The sequence below is a fragment of the Pseudomonadales bacterium genome, from assembly GCA_041395945.1.
Classification (GTDB): Bacteria; Pseudomonadota; Gammaproteobacteria; order Pseudomonadales; family Azotimanducaceae; genus SZUA-309.
In genome coordinates this window covers 262,023-284,832 of the sequence record JAWKZN010000001.1, presented here as the reverse complement: position 1 = coordinate 284,832, position 22,810 = coordinate 262,023, and the positions used below count along the sequence as shown (strand labels likewise).

General features: G+C 61.7%; 20 protein-coding genes. 12 read left to right on the top strand and 8 right to left on the bottom strand.

Annotation, left to right across the window (positions count from 1 at the left end):
* Window position 1: 1 nt before the first annotated feature.
* Window positions 2-910, bottom strand: a complete 909-nt coding sequence (locus tag R3E82_01345) for a sucrase ferredoxin (protein ID MEZ5549512.1) — start codon at window positions 908-910, stop codon at window positions 2-4.
* 35 nt (window positions 911-945) lie between these two features.
* Here R3E82_01345 and R3E82_01340 point away from each other — a divergent pair, with 35 nt between their 5' ends.
* The 6 genes from R3E82_01340 (at window position 946) to R3E82_01315 (ending at window position 7,603) form a co-directional block, all read left to right on the top strand.
* Window positions 946-1,443 carry a MaoC family dehydratase gene (locus tag R3E82_01340; GenBank protein ID MEZ5549511.1) on the top strand — a complete coding sequence of 166 codons (498 nt, stop codon included), beginning with the start codon at window positions 946-948 and terminating at the stop codon, window positions 1,441-1,443.
* Between the two features lie 2 nt (window positions 1,444-1,445).
* Window positions 1,446-1,943, top strand: coding sequence for a MaoC family dehydratase (locus R3E82_01335; protein ID MEZ5549510.1), 498 nt, complete (start codon window positions 1,446-1,448; stop codon window positions 1,941-1,943).
* Between the two features lie 11 nt (window positions 1,944-1,954).
* Entirely contained in the window at window positions 1,955-2,866 is a 912-nt protein-coding gene (locus R3E82_01330; protein MEZ5549509.1) for a CoA ester lyase, read from the top strand.
* Between the two features lie 26 nt (window positions 2,867-2,892).
* Window positions 2,893-4,080, top strand: coding sequence for an acyl-CoA dehydrogenase family protein (locus tag R3E82_01325; protein ID MEZ5549508.1), 1,188 nt, complete (start codon window positions 2,893-2,895; stop codon window positions 4,078-4,080).
* Between the two features lie 122 nt (window positions 4,081-4,202).
* A complete protein-coding gene (locus R3E82_01320; GenBank protein MEZ5549507.1) occupies window positions 4,203-5,597 on the top strand; it encodes a sigma 54-interacting transcriptional regulator in 1,395 nt (464 codons plus the stop codon).
* Window positions 5,598-5,602: 5 nt separating this feature from the next.
* Window positions 5,603-7,603, top strand: a complete 2,001-nt coding sequence (locus R3E82_01315) for a hypothetical protein (protein ID MEZ5549506.1) — start codon at window positions 5,603-5,605, stop codon at window positions 7,601-7,603.
* An 89-nt stretch (window positions 7,604-7,692) separates the two neighbouring features.
* Here the strand turns inward: R3E82_01315 and R3E82_01310 are convergent, their stop codons facing one another.
* Both R3E82_01310 and R3E82_01305 read right to left on the bottom strand, forming a co-directional pair.
* Complete coding sequence (locus R3E82_01310; GenBank protein ID MEZ5549505.1) at window positions 7,693-9,282, bottom strand: DUF3300 domain-containing protein; 1,590 nt, start codon at window positions 9,280-9,282, stop codon at window positions 7,693-7,695.
* 80 nt (window positions 9,283-9,362) lie between these two features.
* Window positions 9,363-10,529 (bottom strand): acyl-CoA dehydrogenase family protein, encoded by a 1,167-nt coding sequence (locus R3E82_01305; GenBank protein MEZ5549504.1) that lies wholly within the window; start codon window positions 10,527-10,529, stop codon window positions 9,363-9,365.
* A 121-nt stretch (window positions 10,530-10,650) separates the two neighbouring features.
* On the opposite strand from R3E82_01305, the gene R3E82_01300 reads away from it, so the two are divergent.
* A complete protein-coding gene (locus tag R3E82_01300) occupies window positions 10,651-11,460 on the top strand; it encodes an enoyl-CoA hydratase (protein MEZ5549503.1) in 810 nt (269 codons plus the stop codon).
* A 43-nt stretch (window positions 11,461-11,503) separates the two neighbouring features.
* On the opposite strand, the gene R3E82_01295 is transcribed toward R3E82_01300, so the two are convergent.
* From R3E82_01295 to R3E82_01285, 3 genes are all read right to left on the bottom strand, one after another.
* Entirely contained in the window at window positions 11,504-11,815 is a 312-nt protein-coding gene (locus tag R3E82_01295; protein MEZ5549502.1) for a DUF6316 family protein, read from the bottom strand.
* A 204-nt stretch (window positions 11,816-12,019) separates the two neighbouring features.
* Window positions 12,020-14,701 carry a hypothetical protein gene (locus R3E82_01290; protein ID MEZ5549501.1) on the bottom strand — a complete coding sequence of 894 codons (2,682 nt, stop codon included), beginning with the start codon at window positions 14,699-14,701 and terminating at the stop codon, window positions 12,020-12,022.
* A gap of 263 nt (window positions 14,702-14,964) precedes the next feature.
* The gene (locus R3E82_01285) at window positions 14,965-15,825 is read right to left on the bottom strand and encodes a hypothetical protein (GenBank protein MEZ5549500.1); all 861 of its coding nucleotides are present in this window, start codon (window positions 15,823-15,825) and stop codon (window positions 14,965-14,967) included.
* A gap of 362 nt (window positions 15,826-16,187) precedes the next feature.
* Between R3E82_01285 and R3E82_01280 the strand changes: the two genes are divergently transcribed.
* From R3E82_01280 to R3E82_01260, 5 genes are read left to right on the top strand one after another with little or no spacing between them, the layout of a single operon-like run.
* Window positions 16,188-16,952: a molybdopterin-binding protein gene (locus R3E82_01280; GenBank protein ID MEZ5549499.1), complete on the top strand. Its 765-nt coding sequence runs from the start codon at window positions 16,188-16,190 to the stop codon at window positions 16,950-16,952.
* 38 nt (window positions 16,953-16,990) lie between these two features.
* Window positions 16,991-18,148 carry a TraB/GumN family protein gene (locus R3E82_01275; protein MEZ5549498.1) on the top strand — a complete coding sequence of 386 codons (1,158 nt, stop codon included), beginning with the start codon at window positions 16,991-16,993 and terminating at the stop codon, window positions 18,146-18,148.
* Window positions 18,149-18,177: 29 nt separating this feature from the next.
* The gene (locus R3E82_01270; protein ID MEZ5549497.1) at window positions 18,178-18,900 is read left to right on the top strand and encodes an SDR family oxidoreductase; all 723 of its coding nucleotides are present in this window, start codon (window positions 18,178-18,180) and stop codon (window positions 18,898-18,900) included.
* Window positions 18,897-19,868, top strand: a complete 972-nt coding sequence (locus R3E82_01265; protein MEZ5549496.1) for an alpha/beta fold hydrolase — start codon at window positions 18,897-18,899, stop codon at window positions 19,866-19,868. The genes R3E82_01270 and R3E82_01265 overlap by 4 nt, the downstream gene beginning before the upstream one ends.
* A 50-nt stretch (window positions 19,869-19,918) precedes the next feature.
* Window positions 19,919-20,926 carry a glutathione S-transferase family protein gene (locus tag R3E82_01260; GenBank protein ID MEZ5549495.1) on the top strand — a complete coding sequence of 336 codons (1,008 nt, stop codon included), beginning with the start codon at window positions 19,919-19,921 and terminating at the stop codon, window positions 20,924-20,926.
* An 8-nt stretch (window positions 20,927-20,934) separates the two neighbouring features.
* On the opposite strand, the gene R3E82_01255 is transcribed toward R3E82_01260, so the two are convergent.
* Entirely contained in the window at window positions 20,935-21,888 is a 954-nt protein-coding gene (locus R3E82_01255; GenBank protein MEZ5549494.1) for a pyridoxal-phosphate dependent enzyme, read from the bottom strand.
* A complete protein-coding gene (locus tag R3E82_01250) occupies window positions 21,885-22,808 on the bottom strand; it encodes a hydroxymethylglutaryl-CoA lyase (GenBank protein MEZ5549493.1) in 924 nt (307 codons plus the stop codon). The genes R3E82_01255 and R3E82_01250 overlap by 4 nt, the downstream gene beginning before the upstream one ends.
* Between the last annotated feature and the right edge of the window lie 2 nt (window positions 22,809-22,810).

Genomic DNA, 22,810 nt, shown 5'->3' with positions numbered 1-22,810 from the left:
GTCAGCTTGAAATCGACTGAATCCTCGAAGTGACATAGGGATACACCGACCCGGCACCCTCGTCGCCACAGCTCATCAGCACCGGCAGTGCTTCGTCACTGCGCTTGACCCCGACTTTCACCAGTTCAACATCGTCTGCAAACGTTACCACCGCTTCCCGTTCATCGCCTTCGACCTGCAGGAGCCGCAGTCCGTTTCTGGCGACACTCGCCTCGGCAGCCTGGACCAGCGGCGGGTAGCGGGTTCTACCCCGCAGTCGCTGAAAGTCCACCGCGCCAGGCTCGGTATGGCTGAGGAAATCATCCAGTTTTTCCGGGGTCACCCGGCCGTAAAGACAGGCATTCGGAAGCGTGAGCACATTGGGTGCAAACCGATGTCCACCCAGATGATTAATCTGCCAGACCCGGTCAGCCACCCGCGCCCGCAGCGCAGCATAGAGAGGCAATCCGAATCGGGCACAACACAGATCCCGCTGTCCGTTGGTACAGACGAAGTACAGGGGCTGGGATTGCGTTGCCGCACCACCCGGCCTGCGGATCGCCGCAACGGCTTCAACATCCTCGAGGAATCCGTAGCCGACTCCGGAATATTCGACCAGCGCATCGTTGCCCGCAATCAGCAGACGGGTGCGATCGTCATCGATCTCAGGACGGCGAATGAACTGGGGTCGTGCACGATAGCCGGCGGAGGCCAGCGCTTCGAGCGTGGTGTCCAGCCAGTGCCGAACCGGAGCCGCGAGGTCGTTGTCCTGCAGTGCCCTGGCCTTCCACGCCGGCCGGTACTCGAGCAGCAGCCACACGTCCACGCAGTCTGCCGTACCCCACACCGGTTCCAGGACGCTCTGCTCCGAGCAGTACACCCGGGCGGTCTGGCCTTCGGTCCGGCTTTGGCCTTCGGTCTGATTGTGCAATGATCCTCCTCTCGCGCAGAGATACTCAGACAGCCATGAATGATAGCGAAGATTTCCGCCTCCGGGCCGTGGTGCGGCGCAAAGGCAATCGATTCGAAGACATGACCCCGGGCAGGGTATTCGAGCACCACTGGGGCAGAACCATCACAGACGGCGACAATGCCGCCTTCACCACCCAGACGCTGTCCTTCTGCCCCCTCTATTTCAACGAACCCTATGCCCGCTCCCTCGGACATCCGGGCACCGTGGTCAATCCGCTGCTGGTCTTCAATACGGTCTTCGGCCTCTCAGTGGAAGACCTCAGTGAAGGCGGCGGACCCTTTCTGGGGGTGGATGACTGTAATTTCCACCAGCCGGTCTATGCAGGCGACACCCTGACCGCCCGCAGCACGGTCACCGCGAGCCGTGACTCCAAAGGCCAGAAGAACTTCGGCATCGTCACCTGGCACACAGAGGGCTTCAACCAGTCCGGAGAACGGGTCGTCGATTTTCATCGCACCAACCTGGTACGCAGACACAGGCAGGCGGAATGACCATGGCGCTCACCGGTAATGACAACTATTTCGAAGATTTCCAGCCCGGCCAGCTCATGCGCCATGCGCGGGGCAAGACCATGTGCGAACAGGACAATGTCGGTATCACACTGATGGTGCTCAACACCGCTGAAGGTCACTTCAATGAACACGCCATGCAGCAGAACGCCATGGGCAGAGAGGGCTGGAACAGCCGACTGCAGTTCGGCGGGGTGACCATTTCCATGATCATCGGCCTGGCCATGCAGGATACCGGGGAGAACGCGCTTGCCGAACTGAAGCTCGACAGAATCCGACTGAAATCGCCGGTATTCCACGGTGACACGCTGTACGCCTACACCGAAGTTCTCGAGACCGCCGACGCAGACCGGGAAGACGGCGGTATGGTCCGCTTTCGTCACTACGGTGTGAACCAGCGGGACGAAGTGGTGTTTGAAGGCGAACGCACAACTCTGATCAAACGCCGCAGCCACTATGCACAGGACAACCAAACCGTCTGAGGGACTCTTTCATGGAAATGCAACCCAAGCGCGCCAGACGCTGTCAGCTGTCGGTGCCCGGCAGCTCCGAAAAAATGCTCGCCAAAGCAGCCGGTCTCGAACTCGATCATGTCTTTCTCGATCTGGAGGACGCCGTTGCTCCGAGCGCCAAGCCGGCAGCGCGAGGCAAGATCGTCAGTGCACTGAATGAACTCGACTGGAAACCACGGACTCTGTGTGTGCGCATCAACGACGTGGAAACCCAGTGGTGTCACGACGACATCATCGAGGTGGTGACAGGCGCCGGGGACAAGCTCGACACCATCATGCTCACCAAAGCCAAGTCAGCCGCAGACGTGCTCTTCGTGCACCTTCTGCTGGATCAGCTCGAAGCCAAACTCGGCCTGTCCAACCGCATCGGCATCGAGTGCCTCATCGAAGAGGTCGAAGGCATGATGAATGTGGAAGACATCGCCAGCTGCTCTGACCGGCTCGAGTGTCTCATCTTCGGCATGGGCGACTACTCCGCCAGCCAGCAGATGCAGCTGGGCCACGTCGGCGAAACCGGCGGTTACCCGCCCGACCTCTGGCACTACCCGCGCTATAAAATGACCATCGCCTGCCGGGCCAATGGGATCGATCCGGTAGATGGTCCCTACGCCAATTTCCGCAACCCCGAGGGCTACACCAGAGAGGCGGAACGATCCTATGTCCTCGGCATGGTCGGCAAGTGGGCCATCCATCCCAGCCAGGTGGAGGTTGCCCAGCGGGTGTTTTCCCCGCAGGAAGAGGCGATTGCGGACGCCCGCAAACAGAAAGCCGCCTACGAACAGGCGCTTAAGGAAGGACTCGGTGCGATCAATGTGGATGGCGTGATGGTGGACGCTGCCAGCATCCGCATCGTGCAGAATCTGCTGGATCGAGCCGACCTTTATGGCATGTAGCCGCCTGCGACAGGACAGAGATCGACATGACACAACACTATCTCACTGAAGAACGCCGCATGATTCAGGACGTGGCCAGGGAATTCACCCTGCGTGAAGTCCTCCCGGTTGCAAACGAACTGGACCCGATCAAAGGTGACATGCCCGAGTCCCTGCGCAGGAAGATGGGCGAGATGGGCTACTTCGGCATCCGCATGCCCGAGGAGTTCGGCGGCATGGGACTGGGGGTCTTCGAATACAGCATGATCGCCGAAGAACTCGCGCGCGGCTGGATGAGCGTGGCCAGCATCATCGCCCGGGCCAGCTCCCTGATGAACGTCGGCGGCTGGCCGCTGGAGAAGCGCGAAATGCTGACACGCAAAGCGGCCCAGGGTGAGTATCTGGCAGCGGTGGCGCTGTCCGAGCCGAACGTGGGCTCTGATCTCAAGGCAGTCAGCTGCAGAGCCGTGCTGCAGGGCGATGAATGGGTAATTTCAGGTAACAAGTACTGGTGCACTTTTGCCGATGGCGCCGACTACATTCAGCTCCTCGGTCGTTTCGATGGCGCTGAGGCAGAAACCGCCGGCTTCAAAGGCACCGGCAGTTTCATCATCGAAAAACCGCGAGGCGAGTTACCACAGGGCTGCCTGGGATCCGCCATACCGAAGATCGGCTACTACGGCTGGAAAACCTGGGAGCTCGCCTTCGATGGCTGTCGGATCCCGAAGGAGAACATCATCACCGGAGGCAGCGGCGGTGGCGAGGGATTCAAGAACGCAGTCAACTGGTTGAACTCGGCTCGTGTACACACCGCCGCACGCTCCATCGGTCTGGCCCGCGGCGCCCTCGAAGACGCCACAGCCTATGCGCACGAGCGGGTCCAGTTCGGCGTACCGATCGCCGACTTCCAGGAAACCCGATTCAAGCTCGCGCGCATGGCGAGCGAGGTCGAGGCTGCACGGCAGCTCATGTATCACGCAGCCACCCTCATGGACAACGGCGATAAGGCAGACAAGGAAGCCTCGATGTCCAAATGGTACGCAAGTGAAATGGCGGAACGGGTGACCTCGGATGCACTGCAGATTCTCGGCGGCGCCGGCTACACCACCCTGCATGCAGTGGAACGTCACTGGCGTGATGCACGCCTTACCAAAATCTTCGAAGGCACCAGTGAAATCCAGTTGCGCATCATCTCCGATCGCATGCTGGGGAAACCGACCACAAGGGCCTCCTGACGCCGCACCAGCGGGGTGTCCCCGGTCGGGTGCGGCTGAAATACGCTGAGGTGCTGGCAGGCGAGTTGCACCGGCAGGGGGTGCCTGAGAGACTAACCGGCAACCCAGCATGGAGTACCGGCATGGCAGACCCGCAGGCAAGGACTTTCGGCGAACTGAAGGCCAGCGGTTATCGGGTACTGCCGGTCAAGGCAGAGGTCCGCAAAAACCTCATTCAGCGTCTGCGTGACCGGCTGCCCCTGTTTCCCGGCATCATCGGCTACGACGACACCGTCATTCCCCAGCTCACCAACGCCATTCTGGGCAACCAGGACATCATCTTCTTAGGCGAACGCGGCCAGGCAAAGTCGCGGCTGGTGCGTGGTCTGACCGGGCTGCTGGACGAATACACGCCGGTGATCGAAGGCACGGAAATTCCTGAAGACCCGTTCGAGCCCATCTCCGCCGAAGGCCGGGCGGTGATGGCGGAACAGGGTGATCGGGCACCGATACGCTGGATGCACCGCGACGAGCGCTATGCGGAGAAACTTGCCACACCGGACATCACCATCGCGGATCTGATCGGTGAGATCGACCCCATCAAGGTCGCTGAGGGACGCTATCTGTCCGATGAACTCGCCCTGCACTACGGACTGGTACCCCGGGTGAATCGGGGTATTTTCGCGATCAACGAACTGCCCGACCTCGCCGAGCGCATCCAGGTGGGCCTGCTCAACCTGCTCGAAGAGCGGGACATCCAGATCCGCGGGCACAAGGTGCGCCTGCCTCTGGACGTTTTCCTCGTCGCCACCGCGAACCCGGAGGACTACACCAATCGCGGCCGCATCATCACTCCTCTGAAAGACCGCTACGGCGCCCAGATCCGCACCCACTACCCCACCGACGTTCAGCAGGAAATCGACATCGTGGATCAGGAAGCGGCCATACACGATCTGGGCGAGCACCCGATGCACGTGCCGGATTTCATGAAAGAGATCATCGTGGAGGTCACTCATCACGCACGACGTTCCCCTGATGTGAATCAGCGCTCGGGGGTCTCGGTCCGCACCTCCATCGCCTGCTTCGAGACCCTGGTGGCAAACGCATTCCGCCGCGCTTTGCGACTGGATGAGACCGAGGTGGTACCCCGCATTTCGGATCTCGAATTCATCACCCCGGCGCTGCAGGGCAAGATCGAGTTCGAAGCCATGGAAGACGGACAGGAAGACAAGATCACCCGCCGGATTCTCCAGGGCGCCATAAAATCAGTGTTCGACCGGCGCTACGATGTCAAGGATCTCGAGTCGGTGGCCGCAGCATTCAACGCCGGGGTGAGTGTCGAAACGGGCGAGGCAGCGCCTTCCGCCGACTACCGCCGAATCGTCGAGAAAGTGCCCGCACTCGGTGACGTATTCCCGGACCGGGATACGAGTGACGCAATGCGCGCCTCCACAATTGAATTCGTCCTCGAAGGTCTGCATCTGCACAAACTGCTGAACAAGTTCGACCACTCCGGGATCGCAACCTACACAGGCTGAAAAGCATGCCCAAGCCCTTCACCAGACATACCTTCACCCTCTGGGACGGCACTCAGCAACTGCCGCTGGATCCGGACAGGATCCTCGAAGCCCTTGCCGACGATCTCATGGAATACGGCGACCTGCGCTGGGCCATGCGCAATCTGATGTCCAAAGGTATGCAGATGCCCCAGGGCGGCGCCATGCAGGGTCTGCGCGACATGCTCAAGCAACTGCGGGACAAAAAGCGGGCGCGGCTCGAACAGTATGACCTCTCCAGCATTTTTGATGCCTTCCGCGAGCGTCTGGACGAGATCCTGGCGATGGAGCGTAACCGCATCGAAGAGTGGCTGAACAAGGACAGTGGCGATTTCTCCGGCGATGTGTTGAAAAACATCGCCGAGCGCAATCAGACCCAGCTCGACGAGCTGCCGAAAGACGTCGCAGGTCAGATCAGGACACTCGAAAAATACGAATTTCTCAACCCGGACGCCCAGCGAAAATTCCTCGAACTGCTGAACGAGCTGCGCAGATCCATGGCCAGCACCTTCTTCAAAGACATCGAAAACATGGTCAAAAACATGTCCGATGGCGACATAGATCGCATGAAGGACATGCTCAAGGCGCTCAATGACATGCTGGTGAAGAAGATCGCCGGCGAAGACACCGGATTCGACGACTTCATGAAGGAGTTCGGAGACATGTTCGGCGACAATCCGCCAGGCAGTCTCGACGAGCTGCTCGAACAGATGCGTCAGCAGATGGCCGCCGCCCAGTCTCTGCTCAACTCCCTGTCTCCGGGGCAGCAGCAGCAGCTGCAATCACTGTTGTCTGATCGATTCGGGGATCCGGAGCTGAACTCGGAACTGGCCAGGCTCGCCAAGGAGATGGCGTTCCTCAATCCAGACGGCGCTCAGTACCGGTTCGGTGGCGACGAACGCATCGATCTCGATGCCGCCATGCAGCTCATGAACGAGATGCAGCAGCTCGACGAGCTCATCAACCAGGTGCAGGGGGCCGAACGCGGTGGCGATCTCGATCGGATCGACAGGGACCTGCTGCGCGACATGATGGGTGAAGACGCGGCCGAAGACCTCGACAAACTCAACGAACTGCTGAAGGCGCTCGAAGAGGCCGGTTATATCCGCCCGACAGACGACAATCGCTGGGAGCTCACCCCGCGCGGCTCGCGCCTTATCGGCCAGAAGGCGCTCGGTGAGATATACGAGCGGCTGAAACGTCAGAGCATGGGCAATCACGCAGTACCCGAAGAGGGCCGCTTCGGCGAGCGGCTCGAACAGACCAAACCTTACGAGTTCGGCGACCCGTTCCACCTGCACCTGCCCCGTACGATCCGCAACGCTCTGGATCGCAATGGACCACAGACGCCGGTGCAGCTGCAGCCGGAAGATTTCGAGATCTACCGCAGTGAGATGATCACCTCCACGGCGACCGCCATGCTGGTGGATCTGTCCTGGTCAATGGCCTTACGGGGTTCTTTCCAGGCAGCGAAAAAAGTGGCACTGGCGCTGCACAACCTCATCACGTCCCAGTATCCGAAAGACAGCTTCTACATCATCGGCTTCGCGGCTTATGCCAAGGAGCTCAAGGCCCACGACCTGCCCTATCTGCAGTGGGACGAGTATGTGCTGGGTACCAACATGCAGCATGCACTGCTGCTCGCAGAGAAACTGCTGGCGAAACACACCGGTGGCACCAAGCAGATCATCATGATCTCCGATGGCGAGCCTACCGCTCACCTCGAAAACGGTCAGGCACAGTTCGCCTATCCACCGACACCGGAGACGATCCGGGCAACCTTCCGTGCGGTGAAGCACTGCACCACCCGGGGTATCGCGATCAACACCTTCATGCTGGATGCGTCGTACTATCTGAAGGCGTTCATGGATGAGATCGCGAAGATCAATGGCGGGCGGGTTTTTTACACGACACCGGAGAAGCTCGGCGAATACATCCTCGTCGACTATGTCCAGCACAAGCGCAAGCGGCTGGCGCGCCGCGCCTGAGTTTTTGAAAAAAGCGTATCAGGCATAAACAGGGCGGCTGAGTACCGTCAGGCCCGGGCCCTGGAGGCCGCCCTTGCGGATTTCGGGCGCTAGCGCAGAAAGCGGCCGCGCAGTTTGTCGTTTTCATGGCGGGACGCCATGGACTTCTGCTGACTCCGGCTGCTGCCCCGCGGCTCCCGCGCATCACCGGGTGATTCGCGGCCGGCATTGCGCGCTTCGCGGGGTTCAGACCGGGGTACCGCGACTTCGGCCTGTGAATGCCGTGGTCGCTGTGTTCGTGCAGACTGTTCCGCTGCCGGCGCCTGAGGTGCGACGGCTGTTTCATGAGGACGCCTCTGCCCGGTAGACGCGCGCGCATCTGCACGGCGGCCGCTGTCTGCGGCAACCCGTTCCGCGCCATCACTCCGGCTTTGGACGCTGATCTGTTGCCGATTTCGCGGTTGCCCGCCGCCACGCGGTTGTCCGCGAACCTGCGGTTGTCCGCGGACCTGCGGTTGTTCGTGGACCAGTGCTGGTTCCTGAACCGGCGACGCTTCTCGATGACGTGGCTGTTCGCGCGCGGTGACGTCACCGCGCCTGGCTGCTGACTGGCGCTGCCGACTTCCGCCTTCTCTGCGTACCTGCTGATCAGGCTGCAGCGCATGGCGCTGTTCCCTGTCATGACGGACACGGCCAGACGCGATGTTCCGGCGATTCTCCGGTGCCTGCCACGCCTGTTGATCGCGATTCGCACGCTGTTCACCTGCTCCGCGTCGATCTTCCAAGCCGAGGCCTCCGGCGCGTCGTTCCCGCTCGGTTCTGTGCTGCGGCCGCGCACCCGCCTGGTAGTGTCGGCGCTGCCAGTAGCTGCCTTCGTGGTATCGCCTGGAATGACCCGGGTAGACGTAATTGTTGTATACGACGACCGACGGACGTCGATAGTAGTAGCGGTCCAGATAGCGATAGCCGTAATAGGGATGACTGTCCCAGCTGCTGTAGAAGTAGTGCAGGTGGTGAGTGCTCCAGCCGATACTGAAGGCGGAGGTCACGCCCCAGAACCAGTTGTCGTAAAACACATGACCCGCCGGATAGGGGTAGTAGTAGACCGGGTAAGGGCGCGGGTAATAGTGCACCACCCGGGCGGGCTGATAGACGACCACCCGCTCGGGCTCGTAGTAGGGCACATAGATTACTTCCGGGTCCGCCGGACGGATTTCGATGGCCTGGTCCACCATTTCAACGACCTGTTTGTCATCAGAATGCAGATTGCCGGCAACCTGCGCCCGTTCGCGGAAAGCGGCCACCGCCGCCAGCACTTCTGCTTCCCGGTCGATCACCGCCTCGCCCAGAGCCCAGGTCCAGTCGAGGTCCTCGTTCATGGTCTCGAGGACTTCGGGATAATTGAGCAGCGCGATGATCGAGTCATCCCAGTCCGGGTCTGGCTGCAGTGTTCTGTCGGACTCCGAGTCATCAAGGAAGCGGGCTGCCTGAACCACCTGCAGGGGGTAGGTCGACGCAGGCAGGACCACGGCCAGGAGATCGTCCGGGTACAGGGCAATGGGGGCCACCAGCGCCTCGAGGTCGGTGGATTCTGAAGCCTGCTCTGCAGACACACCGGCGCCGAACAGAACCGTGCTCAGCAGCAGCACAATACCGGCACCGGCCCCCCTGAGATCGCGCTTTCGGGTCATATTCGACATCTGACACCTCCTGTGTGGAGATCCTGAATACTGGTGACCACCACAATGAACCCGCCAACCTGAACCCCAGCTTAAGGCTCTCAGTAGGATCGGGGCAGGCCGAGCACGTGTTCCGTCACATAGTTGAGGATCATTTCCTGGGAGATCGGCGCGATCCGCATGAGCCGGGCTTCACGCCAGTACCGCTCGACGTGATACGCCTTCGCGTAACCAAAGCCACCGTGGGTCTGCATGGCCTGATCCGCAGCCTGGAACGCCGCGTCTGCCGCCAGCCACTTGGCCATATTGGCCTCCGCACCGCAGGGTTCGCCGCGATCGAGCTTCCAGGCTGCCTTGCGGATCATGAGTTCAGCCGCATCGAGCCGCATCTGCGCTTCCCCCAGGGGGAACGCCACGCCCTGGTTCTGACCGATCGGGCGATTGAAGACTACCCGCTCATTGGCATAGTTCACCGCCCGCCGGATGGCAGCGCGCCCGATGCCCAGCGCTTCCGCCGCGATCAGCACCCGCTCGGCGTTCAGTCCATCGAGCAGATAGCGGAAGCCTTTGCCCTCCTCCCCGACACGATCCGTCAGGGCAACCGGCAGATCGTCGTATACGACCTCACAGGTGGCGACCGCATTGCGACCCACCTTCTCGATCGGTGAGATCGTCACTTCGGGTCGCTGCAGCTCGGCAACGAGCAGCGTCAGTCCGTCTGTGCGCCGGGCAACCTTATCCTTGGGCGTGGTGCGCACCAGCAGCAGTACCCGCTCCGCGATCTGCGCCTTGGTTGTCCAGACCTTGCGGCCGCGTACCAGATAGTGGTCGCCTTCACGACGAGCAAAGGTGTCTATGGCCGATGTGTCAGTGCCGGCATCCGGTTCTGTGACCCCGAAGGCGACATGCAGCTCACCACTGGCCACTCTGGGCAGGAAGCGCTGCTTGAGTGCTTCATCACCATGGTTCACCACCGGGTGCATGCCGAAGATCGACAGATGCAGGGCGGTGGCACCATTCATGGCCGCCCCGCTGGCGGCGACCTCTTCCAGCACGATGCTGGCTTCGGTGATACCCCGCCCGCTGCCGCCGTAGGCCTCGGGAATCGCGATACCAATCCAGCCGGCTGCTGCCATGGCGTCATAAAATTCCCAGGGAAACGCTTCCTTCCTGTCCTTCTCGGCCCAGTACTCATCGGGATAACCGGCGCAGACTTTACGCACCGCATCCCGGATCAGCTCGTGTTCTTCGGTGGCAAGGAAATCCATGTGCTCTCCTTATCGTGTAGCCGGAGAGTTTCCGCCAATGGCGGGGGCAAGGCAAAGGCGCCTCGCAGCCGGCGCGAACCGGGTTGGCAAGCGGACCCGGCCGGAGTAACGTGCCGCCCTTATGAGCAAAAACCTGCAACTGAAGACGACAAAGATCGTCGCTCGAGCGGACGACGACGGCCTCGGCTGGCTGATCTTCAATCAGCCGGAACGTCACAACGCGCTGTCGCTCGATATGTGGCAGGGCATCGGTGATGTACTCGAGGCCTATGCTCAAGACGATCGTGTGCGGGTCGTGATCCTGCGGGGTGCTGGCGGTAAGGCGTTCGTGTCCGGCGCCGACATCTCCGAGTTCGATAAGAACCGCTCTTCCGCTTCCCAGGAAGATCAGTACGGCGCCATTGCGGGACGCGCCAATCGATGGCTGGCCCAGATCGAGAAACCGATGATCGCCCTGATCGAGGGCTACTGTATCGGTGGCGGTCTGGCGACGGCCCTCCAGGCCGACATCCGCTTCGCCACACCGGATTCCAGATTCGGCATTCCGGCAGCCAGACTCGGGCTGGGCTATCAGTATCCGGGTCTCGCCAAACTCGCACGTATCGTTGGCCCGGCCCGGGCCCGGGATATTCTTTTTTCCGCGCGGTTCATGGAAGCGGACGAGGCGCTGCGCATGGGTCTGGTGAACTTCGTCTGCGACCGTGCGGATATTGAAGCCGAGGCCGTTGCCTATGCCAAACGTATCGCCGCCAATGCACCACTGACCGTGAAGGCGGCCAAGGCTGCACTGAATGCCTGGGAACGCGGTGGCAGGGAAGCTGAAGTCGCTGCTGTGGAGAAGCTGGTGAACGCCTGCTTCGATTCAGCAGACTACAAAGAGGGGCGACGTGCTTTCGGGGAGAAAAGAACCCCAGATTTCAAAGGCAGCTGATCAGCCACCCATCCCGTCCACACGCCGCCCCATAAACTGTCTGTCACACCACCGGATGCCGGAAAGCGTTGACGCCCTCATCCACCAGGTAGTCCGTAAAAGCACTGTCGTTCAGTCCACCCATGGTCTTGCCGCTTTCGAGCATGAATTCCTTGATGATCTGGCGCGCCTGCCCAGGCTCAGCGCCTTTGAGTGACGACTTCAGCATCTCGGCATCCACTTCAGCTGAAAATTTGTCCTGATAGGGCCCGACCGCAATGCCTTCCCGGGTATGAAAGAACCACTGAGCATTGGAGCGAAACAGACGCTCAGAGCGGAACCAGGTCCGGGAAGCCTCATTCTTTCGGTGTGCCACGATTGCGTGTCCCTGTTCTCCAGCAGCCACGACCATTGTCCGCCCCGAACGCTCACAGGGTCTGTCGGAGCGTTGTAGGCCCCTGTCCCCGCCATGTACCGTTTGTAAACGCCTCGTGAATCCCCCCGGCGACCGGCCCTGAAGTCAAATTCAGGGCCCGCCGACTCAGAGCCTGGAACCGGCCGCCCGAACCCGGGCGGTTTCTCACTGAGCCGTCTTGCGCACCTCATTCGAATAGGCGCTCTCGTTGCCGTCGCCATCGAGGGCCGTCATCGCGAAATAGTAGTCACCCTGCACCTGCTGCAGCACAAAACTGGTCGCATTGGGATTGCTGATATCCACGACATCCGTGTAGGCACGACTCGATATGCCGTAGTAGATCCGGAAACCGGCCAGATCATTGAGGGGAGAACCATCGACATTCTGGGCCGGAGCGACCCAGTTGAGACTCACCTGACCCAGCATCGAAACGGTGAGCATGCGTACCACATTGCCACCAGGTCCGCTGCAGGACAGCGAGTAGGTCGTGGTCGCACTCAGCGGTCCTACCATCTGATTCCCGGACAGGGATCTTGAACCGGACCATCCCCCACTCGCGGTGCAGCTCGTGGTATTCGTCGACGTCCAGCTCAGCTGGGTGGTGCCACCCGACGACACCGTCGAGTCGGCGCTGGTGAAGGTTATCTGGGGCGCGGGGGCCGGAGTCACAGTCACTGCAACCGTTGCGCTGCGACTGCCGCCCGATCCGCTGCAGGTCAACGTGTAGCTGGTGCTCGAAGTCGGTGAGACGTTTGCCGAACCACTTGTGGATCGCACACCGCTCCAACCGCCACCTGCGGTACAAGTGGTTGCATTGGTCGACGACCAGTTCAGGGTCGTGGCATTACCCGCAACAATCGACGGATTCGACACCCCGAGCGTCACCGTCGGCTGCGGTGCAGGTGGGGGTGGTGGCGGTGCTGCCGTCACGTTGACCGTTACACTTCCGGCGCGACTGCCGCCAGTTCCGCTGCAGGTCAGCGTGTATGCGGTTGTCGCAGCAGGAGATACTGTCAGCGATCCGGAAGTCGAGCGGGTGCCACTCCAGCCACCACTCGCCGCGCAGCTCGACGCATTCGTCGAGGCCCAGCTCAGCGTTGTACTCTGACCGGCCGTAATCGAACCATTGCTTGCACTTATCGATACCGACGGCGTGGGCGGTGGTGGTGCAGGGGTAACCGTCACGCTGACAGAGTCAGACACGGTCCCGCCCGCACCGGTGCAGCTCAGATTGAAGGTGGCGTTCGAGGTGAGTGGTCCCACCGTGCTGGTACCGTTGCGGTTCCTGTTACCCGACCAGGCGCCACTCGCGCTGCAGCCTGTGGTATTGGTGGAAACCCAGGACAGCGTCGTGGAGGATCCACTGACCACCGACTGGGCCGCAGCCTGCAACGACAGGGTCGGTTGCGCTGGCGGTGGTACGGGTGTCGGCTCCGGCACCGGAGGCGGTGGCGCTGGCGTCGGCTCCGGTACAGGGATGGGCGTGGTGCCGGTCACATTGACCACCACCGTTGCAGACACGCTGCCGCCCGGCCCGAAGCAATCGAGACCGAAGGTCGTGCCGGTTGTCAGCGCTGCCGTCTGGAAAACGCCCTCTGCCGCGCGCTCACCCGTCCAGCCCTGTGTGGCCACACAGTATTCGGTATTGCTGGATGCCCAGCTCAACCGCGCCGTCTGACCACTGGTCAGCTGTACTCGATCGGCGGAGAAGGACAACACCGGAGCAGCCGTCTGCACCACCTCTACCTGACGTTCAATCAGCGCATCGATGTCCTGTTCGGATGCCAGTGCCGTCTGCTCAGGCAGCTGTGTCAGTGCCATGCGTGTCTGGGTGCTCAGGGCACTCCGGGATCTTGCTCTCGCGTTCTCCCGGGTCAGTCCGCTGAGATCCTGTTGCAGACGCCGGAACTCGCCACGCGGAGACACGCCCTCCATCACGGAGATGCCGGCACGCAGCGACTGCAGTTGTGTATCCACTATGGGGGCGTCCTGCACACTGAGCTGACTCTGTGGCGCGACGGTGCGCAGCGCATCGTCGAGCAGCGGTGTTGAATCCTGGCCGTCCACATAAAGTTCGCCAGCCAGCACTTCGAGTTGCACACCGATGGCTGCACCCAGAGCCGTCATGGCCACCCGGGGCTGGACCTGAGGACCTGCTCCGTCGAGCTGACCATCCGCAACATCGCAGGCGAGACTGCGCATCACTTCATCCGCATTCATTGCCGTAGCGCTCGCGGCAAGGGCAGCTGTCGTACGTCGAATCAGTTCACCCAGAGCCTCATTGCTCAGCAGTACCATGGCCACGTTGTCTGCCGTGATCTCATCCACAATCGGGTCCGACTGCTGTGCGCGGTCCCAGCCGAAATTGAGCGCCCTGTGGATGTTGTTCAGAGACGCGGCGAGTGCCGCCGTCCGGGTTTCTCCACTCTGATCGAGACGACAGTCAGCCGCCTGATTTGCCAGGGTGGTATAGGGAGAAAGGTTGAGCTCACGGGCGTGGGACTCGAGGGCCTTGGCACTTAACTCAAAATCCAGGGCTCGACCCGTGACCAGATCCGTGCCGCCGCTGGCAATCACGGTCACCGGCAGCGGTGTGCCATCCGGAATCGCCAGCTGATAGCGGGCACCGGTATCGCTGATCGCACCCGCAACGATGGAACCCCTGGCGTCCAGCACCCGGATATCGGCGCCGACCACAGGTCCGTCGCCGACACTGCCGCTGAGGATCAGCCCTTCGCTGAGAATCTCGGATTCTTTCTGGCTGCTGCTTCCGCTGCACGCCGCCAGGATCAGGAAAGTGCCGCACAGGCACACTCTGCCGAAGCCACGGGTCCCTCCGCGGCTCACGCTCTCTCTTATTCCCACTTTTACTCTCCGCTCGCTTGCCAAATGCTGCGTACATGGCGGACGGTGGGTTGCCGCCTTTACGCATAGCTCTCGAACGGTTCCCATTGTAGGGAGCAGGGGAAAGTTTCCCGTGAAGAGATCGACAAAGTTGAGTGAAATGTAAGCGTGCGTGCAAAAGGTGACAGAGCGCACAGGGTGGGCCGCAAACGAAACCGCCGCGACAATGCGCGGCGGTCCCTGTGGTTCAGCAACGGCAGTGCGGATCAGTCGGGGATGGTTTTCAGGACCTCGTTGGAGTAATCACTCTCATTGTTCTGACTGTCGAAGGCCGTCATCGCGAAGTAGTAATCGCCCGCAGCCATCGTGGCCTCCCACTCGGTGACGGCGGGTGAATTGATCGTGAAACTGTCCGTGTAGGCCCGGCTGTTCCGACCCCAGTAAATCACGTACCCGGCCAGATCGTTCAGCGGCGTGCCATCCACATTCAGAGAGGGCGCCTGCCAGCGCAGGGTCTTGTCCACGACCTGCACCGTGACCATACCTACACCGTTGCCTGCCGCGCCGGTACAGTTGAGCTGATAGGTCGTTCGCGCATTGATAGGACCGACCGTAAAGCTGCCACTGGCAGCACGGCTGCCTGACCAGCCGCCGCTGGCGGTGCAGCTGCTGGCCCCGCTGCTGCTCCAGGTCAGGGTCGAGTTGTTGCCTGCGGCGACTGCGCTCGGCGAGGCACTCAGATTCACCGTGACGCCATTCCCATTGCCAACCTGTACAGTCACCTGACGCACTGCGCCGCCACCCTCACCCGAGCAGCTCAGCGTATAGGTCGAGGTCTGGTTGATCGGCCCGACCGTCTGGCTGCCGGAGATTGCGCGGCTGCCGCTCCAGCCGCCGGAGGCGGTACAGGAGGAGGTGCCGCTCGACGACCAGGTGAGTACCACTGAACCACCGGCCGCCACAGATCCGGCGGACGCGCTGAGCGTGACACTCGCACCACCACTGCCAGCGGGGCTGCTGTTGCCGCCGCCACTGCTGCTGCCGCTGCAGGCAGCCAACAGCAGTGCCGGCAGGATCAGGAATACGGATCGGAGAAGGTTCGGAGACTGGGCGGTAGAGTACGTCATGATCTGCTACGGCTTTCGTTTTTTGAGAATGTTCAATACAGGTGTCACTCCGTTCGACGATCGCTGTATCGACAAGGAATCTGCTTGAATCCTGGGGCTCCTACCGCCTTTTTCCGGACGGGGGTGCTTGACGACGGCGCGACTCTAACAGTGTAGTTCGATTTGTAAAGGAAAAGTAAAACCCCGTTCACACACCCTGGCGGAACTGGTAGACGCTCCTTCTTACTCATCAAACGCTTACGCGATTGTTCGTCTATCACGCGGAGGTTCTGCGTTCCGACACTGTCACGTGACGCTGTCACGCCTCATCGCCGCTATACTTGGCCCCCGCATTGGATGCCGCAATAAAAAGGGAAACGTAAATGACTTCCGAGGCCTCAGACGCCGTCACCGCCTGTGTGCTCATCATCGGCAATGAAATCCTCTCCGGCCGCACCCAGGACATCAATCTCAACCACATCGCCCTGACGCTCGGTGGCTGGGGCATTCAGGTCCGGGAAGCCCGGGTGGTCCCGGATGTGGAGGGGGATATCGTGGACGCCGTGAACGCCGCCCGACAGCGTTACGACTATGTCTTCACCACCGGCGGTATCGGACCCACCCACGACGACATCACCGCGGCCTGTATCGCCCGCGCCTTCGGTGTGCCTCTGGTCGAACACCCGGAAATCGCCGCCCTGATCCGTACGCGGCCGGCCCCACCTCCGGTGATGGCCGCCCGCCTGCGCATGGCTCAGGTCCCGGAGGGTGCACAGCTGGTGGCCAACACGACGGGCGGTCCCCCTGGATTCAGCATGGACAACGTCTTTGTCATGGCCGGCATCCCGTCTGTCATGCAGGCCATGCTGGGCAGCCTCGAAGGCAAACTGCGTTCCGGGCCCATGGTGCGCAGCCGTTCGGTTACCGCCTATCTCGGCGAAAGCCAGATCGCCACCGCACTCGCCGAGATTCAGCAGCAGTTTCCCCAGGTGGATCTGGGCAGCTATCCATTCTTCCGCAAGGAGCGCTACGGCACGTCTCTGGTGATGCGCGGCACGAATCCCGAGGCGCTCGACGCCATGCTGGCCGCCGTGCAGCAGGCCATCATCGATGCCGGTGAAACACCCGCAGATGTGCGACACGAATGATGCACTTCCCACTGCACCGGATTCTGGGATCCTGGGTTTTGGCTCTGGTACTGCCTGCAGCGGCGGCCACGGCCGCTACGGCCGCCCCGGCGGCGGCACCGGGTGTCGATGTTCAGGCCTACGAGCAGCTGCCCGGACCCAAAGCACTGGCCGTCGCCGTCGACCGCCCCCAGATCCGCGGCATCGCCCACTCCCAGCCGAACGATCTGGCCGCCGCTCTCGCCGCACTGCAGGCCTGTGAAGCCGAGCGCCGCGGCATCGGCGAAAGCTGTGAGATCAAGCGTCTCAACACCGAAGCGGTCACCACCGGTGCGGAAATTCGTGCGGATCTGCCACCCGGTCCCCACGCTCTCTACTTGTGGCGCTACCAGGGAGAGCGGGCAGTCGTTTACCTCGCCGGTTCCATTCACGTGCTCAAGCCCAGCCTCTATCCTCTCCCCGCTCAGTACGATGCCGCTTTTGCCGGTTCCGATCAGCTCGTGGTGGAAGTGGATGTCAGCCGCTACGCTCCGGCCGAACTGCAGCAGCGCGCCGCCCGCTATATCCAGCTCAATCCCCAGGGAACGACCCTGCAGAGCGTTCTGCCGGCGCCGCTCTATCGACGGCTGGTCAGCCGTCTGTCGAGCTATGGCATGTCCGAGGCAAGCGTCACCGGCATGAAGCCCGGCTTTCTGATGAATCAACTGGTCATTGCCCGTCTCTTCAGTCTCGGCTATCTGCAGGAATACGGCGTTGAACAGCACTTCCTGCAGCAGCGTGGCCAGCGCAAGGTGCTGGAACTGGAGACTCTGGATACCCAGCTCAGGCTGCTCTATGACCAGCCCATGCCGACCCAGATTCAGCTGCTCGCCGATACCCTCGATCAGGAACCCGAAGTCGAAGCCATCATCGCCGACATGCTGCGTGCCTGGCTCAGCGGGGATGATGCCCGGCTGCTGGCTCTGTTCGAAGAGCAGTCCGGCACCTCGGAGCTCTCCCGTGCCTTCACACGCCAGCTTCTCGACGATCGCAATATCGGGATGGCGCAGACCATACGCGGCTACCTCCAGGGCAGCGGCACCTACTTCGTGCTGATCGGCGCAGCACACTTTGTGGGCGAGAAGGGCATCATCTCCCTCCTCGACCGCCAGGGCATTCGCGGGCGGCGTATCACTACCGATACGCCGCTTTCAATTCTCAACCCAGGCGCCAACTGAGCGAACTGATCAACATAAGGCAACGGACAATGAATCCAAACGGAAAGCGCGCACTGGTACTTGGCGGGACTTCAGGGATCGGCCTCGCGGTTGTGCAACTGCTGGCCAAGGCCGGCGCCCAGGTCCATGCAATGGGTCGCAGCAGCAGCAATATCGAAACTGCGCGGGCCACAATCGGCACCGGCAGACAGGTCAGCTTCCACAGCCTGGACGTGCTCGATCGGAATGCCATGTCGGAACTGTTCACCGAACTCGCCCCTTTCGACATCCTGGTAAACGCCGCCACGGGTGGTGAGCGGGCAACTGGTCCCTTCATGCAGATGGACCTCGATGGATTCACCGGCTCCTTCCGGAAACTGTGGGGCTATGTGAACTCGGTACGGCTTGCCGGCGAACACCTGACGCCGGAAGGCTGCATTACCCTGGTAAGTGGTTCCCCCGCGCGCAAGTGCCGACCGGGTATGTCAGCGATTTCAACCGTGGGCAATGCGGTGGAAGGATTCGTGCGGGCGGTGGCGGGTGAGATTGCGCCACAGCGGATCAACGTTGTCTCACCCGGCATGATCGACACCCCGATGTTTCCGGCCAGTGGAGAGCAGCGGGAGAAGTTCCTCGCCCAGGCAACCAGCGGCAATCTGATCAAGCGTGCCGGCACCGCGGAGGAAGTCGCCCGGGGCATTCTGTTCACCATCGAAAACGACTTTGTCACCGGCACCACGGTCGATGTGGACGGTGGTGCGCTGCTGCCTTGACGGACTTCGATCCACCGCGACTGTTGCGCTCACCTCATCTGCAGACCCTCATCGGCAGCCGTGGTCGCCGCCACTGGGTAAAGGCCCGCGCCCGCGATCTGCTGGTGGCCACAGAACGGCATTCGCTCACCACAGAAGATGGCGTCACCCTGGAGGTCTGGCTTTCCCGCCAGCACCTGGACGCACCAACGGTGATTCTCCTGCACGGCTGGCTCGGTCACGCGGATTCCAGCTATCTGCTCTCCGCCGCAGCACAGCTCTGGCATGCCGGCTTCTCAGTGGCACGACTGAACCTGCGGGATCATGGCGATACGGCCCATCTCAATCGGGAAATGTTCCATTCCGCACGCATTCAGGAAGTCGTAGAAGCCGTTCGACAGATCGAATCCGTTCATGCGACGGGTCCCTGCGGACTCGCCGGGTTTTCTCTCGGTGGCAATTTCGCCCTGCGTGTGGCCCGTGCACATCCGCTGCCCACGATCGCCGTCTGCCCCGCGATGGATCCGGCGGTCACCATGCGGCAGATCGACAGCGGCTGGGCCGGCTACCGGCTGTTTTTCGTGCGCAAGTGGCATAGGGCATTACGCGCGAAGCAGCAGGCATTTCCCGGGGACTATTCTTTCGATCAGGCCCTGCGCCTGCGCACGGTTTCGGAACTGACCGATCTGTTTGTATCCCAGCAGACCGACTACCCGTCCACCCAGGCCTATTTCGACGCTTACTCACTCACCGGAAACACTCTGCAGGGCATCCGGGCAACCATCGTCTATGCAGAAGATGACCCTGTCATTCCCTGCAGCGGATTTCTCAATCTGCCTGACACACTGCACCTCACCCGCGTCGCCCGGGGCGGACACTGCGCCTTTGTCGAACGTCTGAATCAGCCCGCATGGATCGATCGCCTATTGACGGAAAACTTTTCCGCGGCATTACTGCCCGAAGCAGAGACGGGTCAGCCAGCGCATTGACTTTATCTGTTTCGACCTCGACAGTTGCAGTCCAGACCGGAGGTCAACGCGTGTCTGCCAGCCAGGACAACAGTCCCTTTCGCCTGATCGGTGCCGAGGAATCGCCCTACTCCGTGAAAGTGCGATCCTATCTGCGCTACAAGCAGCTTCCCCATGCGTGGCTGAGCCGCGGCGAGGCGGGATCGCTGTTTCACGACTACGCAAAACTGCCCCTGGTGCCCCTGCTTGTCACCCCGGACGGTCGGGGGCTGCAGGATTCCACGCCGATCATCGAGACCGTCGAATCCGAACACCCGGATCCCTCGATCCATCCGGGCGAACCCACCGCCCGCTTCATCTCCTGTCTGCTCGAAGAGTTCGCCGATGAGTGGGGCAACAAGTGGATGTTCCATTACCGCTGGGCGCGTGAAGCGGATCAGCTCGCCTGCTCCCGACGGCTCGCCCGGATGATGTCACCTGCTGCGGACGAGGAAACCCTCTCTGCCACTGCCGCATCGATCAGAGAGCGCATGGTGGACCGGGTCTGGTTCGTCGGCTCTTCGCCCCAGACCGCCAGACAGATCGAGGACTCCTTCAAAGACACGCTTACCCTGCTCGAGCCCCATTTCGCGGAACGACCCTATCTTTTCGGGCAACGTCCCGCTTTTGCCGACTTCGCACTGTGGGGACAGATCTACAACGCGCACCGGGATCCGACACCGCGCGCCATCATCGCCCTGCAGGCACCGAACACCCTCGCCTGGATCGAGCGGATGAACGAACCTCGAGCAGAGGGTGATTTCGAACGCTGGTCGTCTCTGGCGCGGACACTGATGCCCCTGCTCGAAGATCAGGTCGCCGGTCTGTTTCTGCCCTGGTCCAGCGCCAATGCACAGGCAATCGAAGAGGACGCCGAAACCTTCACGGTTCGGCTGAGAGGCAGGGACTGGGAACAGCGCCCTCAGAAATACCATGCCCGTTCACTGGCCAGTCTGAAGCGACGCTATGCCGACTACCAGACTGACGGCACCCTGACCCGCGCCCTGGAAGTATCCGGCGCTCGGCAATATCTCCTGTGAAATAGCGCTCAGCCGTCTGGAAACTGTACGTTTCCGCCGGAAAGCAGTATTCCGACACGTCGGCCTCTATAGGTGTCACCGGCTGCAGCCACTGTCTTTATCAGCGCAGCGAAAGGCACCGCGGAGGAAGCCTCCACCACCAGCTTGAGACGCGACCAGATCAGACGCTGCGCCGCAAGAATCTCATCCTCACCGACCCGCACGATGTTCAGCCCATAGCGGCTGAGAATGGCGAAAGTCAGGGTGCCGAGCGCCGTGCGCAGTCCGTCCGCCACTGTGAGCGGTGGCTTCGGTGGTTGTATCTCACCCTTGCGCAGCGACCAGTAGGCATCATCGGCAAGTTCCGGCTCCGTGCCGATAACCCGCACGCCCCTTTCCTGCATCGCCAGTACGGTACCGCTGGCCAGGCCACCACCGCCTACCGGCACCCAGACCTCATCGAGATCGGGTTGCGCATCATGAAGCTCCAGTGCGGCGGTCGCCTGCCCGGCAATGACGGACGCATGATTGTAGGGTGGTATGAAGTGCGCGCCGGTTTCTTCGAGCACGCCTGCGAGAACCACCTCCCGCTCCAGGAGGGTGGGACCACTCTCAACCAGTCGGCCTCCGTAGATTTCGATCGCCTGACGTTTCATCGCCGGAGCGCTGTCCGGTACCACGATGTAAGCCGGAATCCCCCGCTCCCGGGCTGCCAGTGCCAGCGCCGCGCCGTGATTGCCGGAGCTGTGTGTGGCAACCCCCTGTTCGACATTCTCTGCCAGCAGCAGCACAGCGTTGCTCGCGCCCCGGTACTTGAAGGAGCCGGTGCGCTGCAGGTTTTCGCACTTGAAGTAGATCTCGCAGCCGAGCTCTGCGTTCAGACTGCGACCGCCGAATACGGGTGTCTGCAGAACAAGGCCCTCGAGCCGTTCGCGGGCTGCGCGAACGTCCTCGAAGTCCGGCAGCGACGCCGCCGGGATCATTCAGCCATGCTGGGTTTGAACGGCCCCGCGCGCAGCAGGCTCGAAGGCACGGGCTTGTCGAGCACCGAGGCCAGCCAGCCGGCACTGTCGATCAGCGCATCGAGATCCAGATCGTGCGCGATGCGCATCCGGTCGAGCATATAAACCAGGTCTTCGGTGGCGATGTTGCCGGTCGCACTGGGTGCGAATGGACAGCCGCCAATCCCCCCGATGCTGGCATCGAGTGTGGCGACACCCGCCTCGAGCGCCGCGTAGGCATTGGCTATGCCCGTGTTGCGCGTGTCGTGAAAGTGCGCGCGCAGTGGCAGATCGCCGAGGCGCTGCGCCAGGGCGGCGAACAGATCGGTAACCTGACGCGGCACTCCGACACCGATGGTATCCGCCAGCGCAATTTCAACGGGACCGGCCGCGGCCAGTTCCGTCGCAATCTCCAGAATGCGGTCCCCAGGCACATCGCCTTCGAAGGGACAGCCGAATGCCACCGCGATGGTCACCTGGGCCCGCAAGCCGCGGCGCCGTGCATCTTCGAGGATGGCCTTCGCCATACGCAGGTTGGCTTTCACATCCATGCCCTGGTTGCGTTCGCCGAAGGTGTCCGTCGCCGGTACCACGACACCCACTTCGTCGAGTCGCCCGGTTGCCCGCAGGCGGTCGTAGCCACGCTGATTGAGGACCAGACCGGTATAGGTCACATCCCCGCGCTGAGGGAGATCCCGACAGACGGCTTCCGCATCGGCCATCTGCGGCACCCGAGAGGGGTGCACGAAGCTCGCCACCTCTATCCGTTTCGCACCGGCGGCCAGCGCCCGATCGATCAGTTCAAGTTTGACAGGTGTAGACAGCCGGGCAGACTCATTCTGCAGACCGTCCCTCGGGCTCACTTCCATCACGGTGACCGAATTCGCTGCAGGCTCTGTCATTT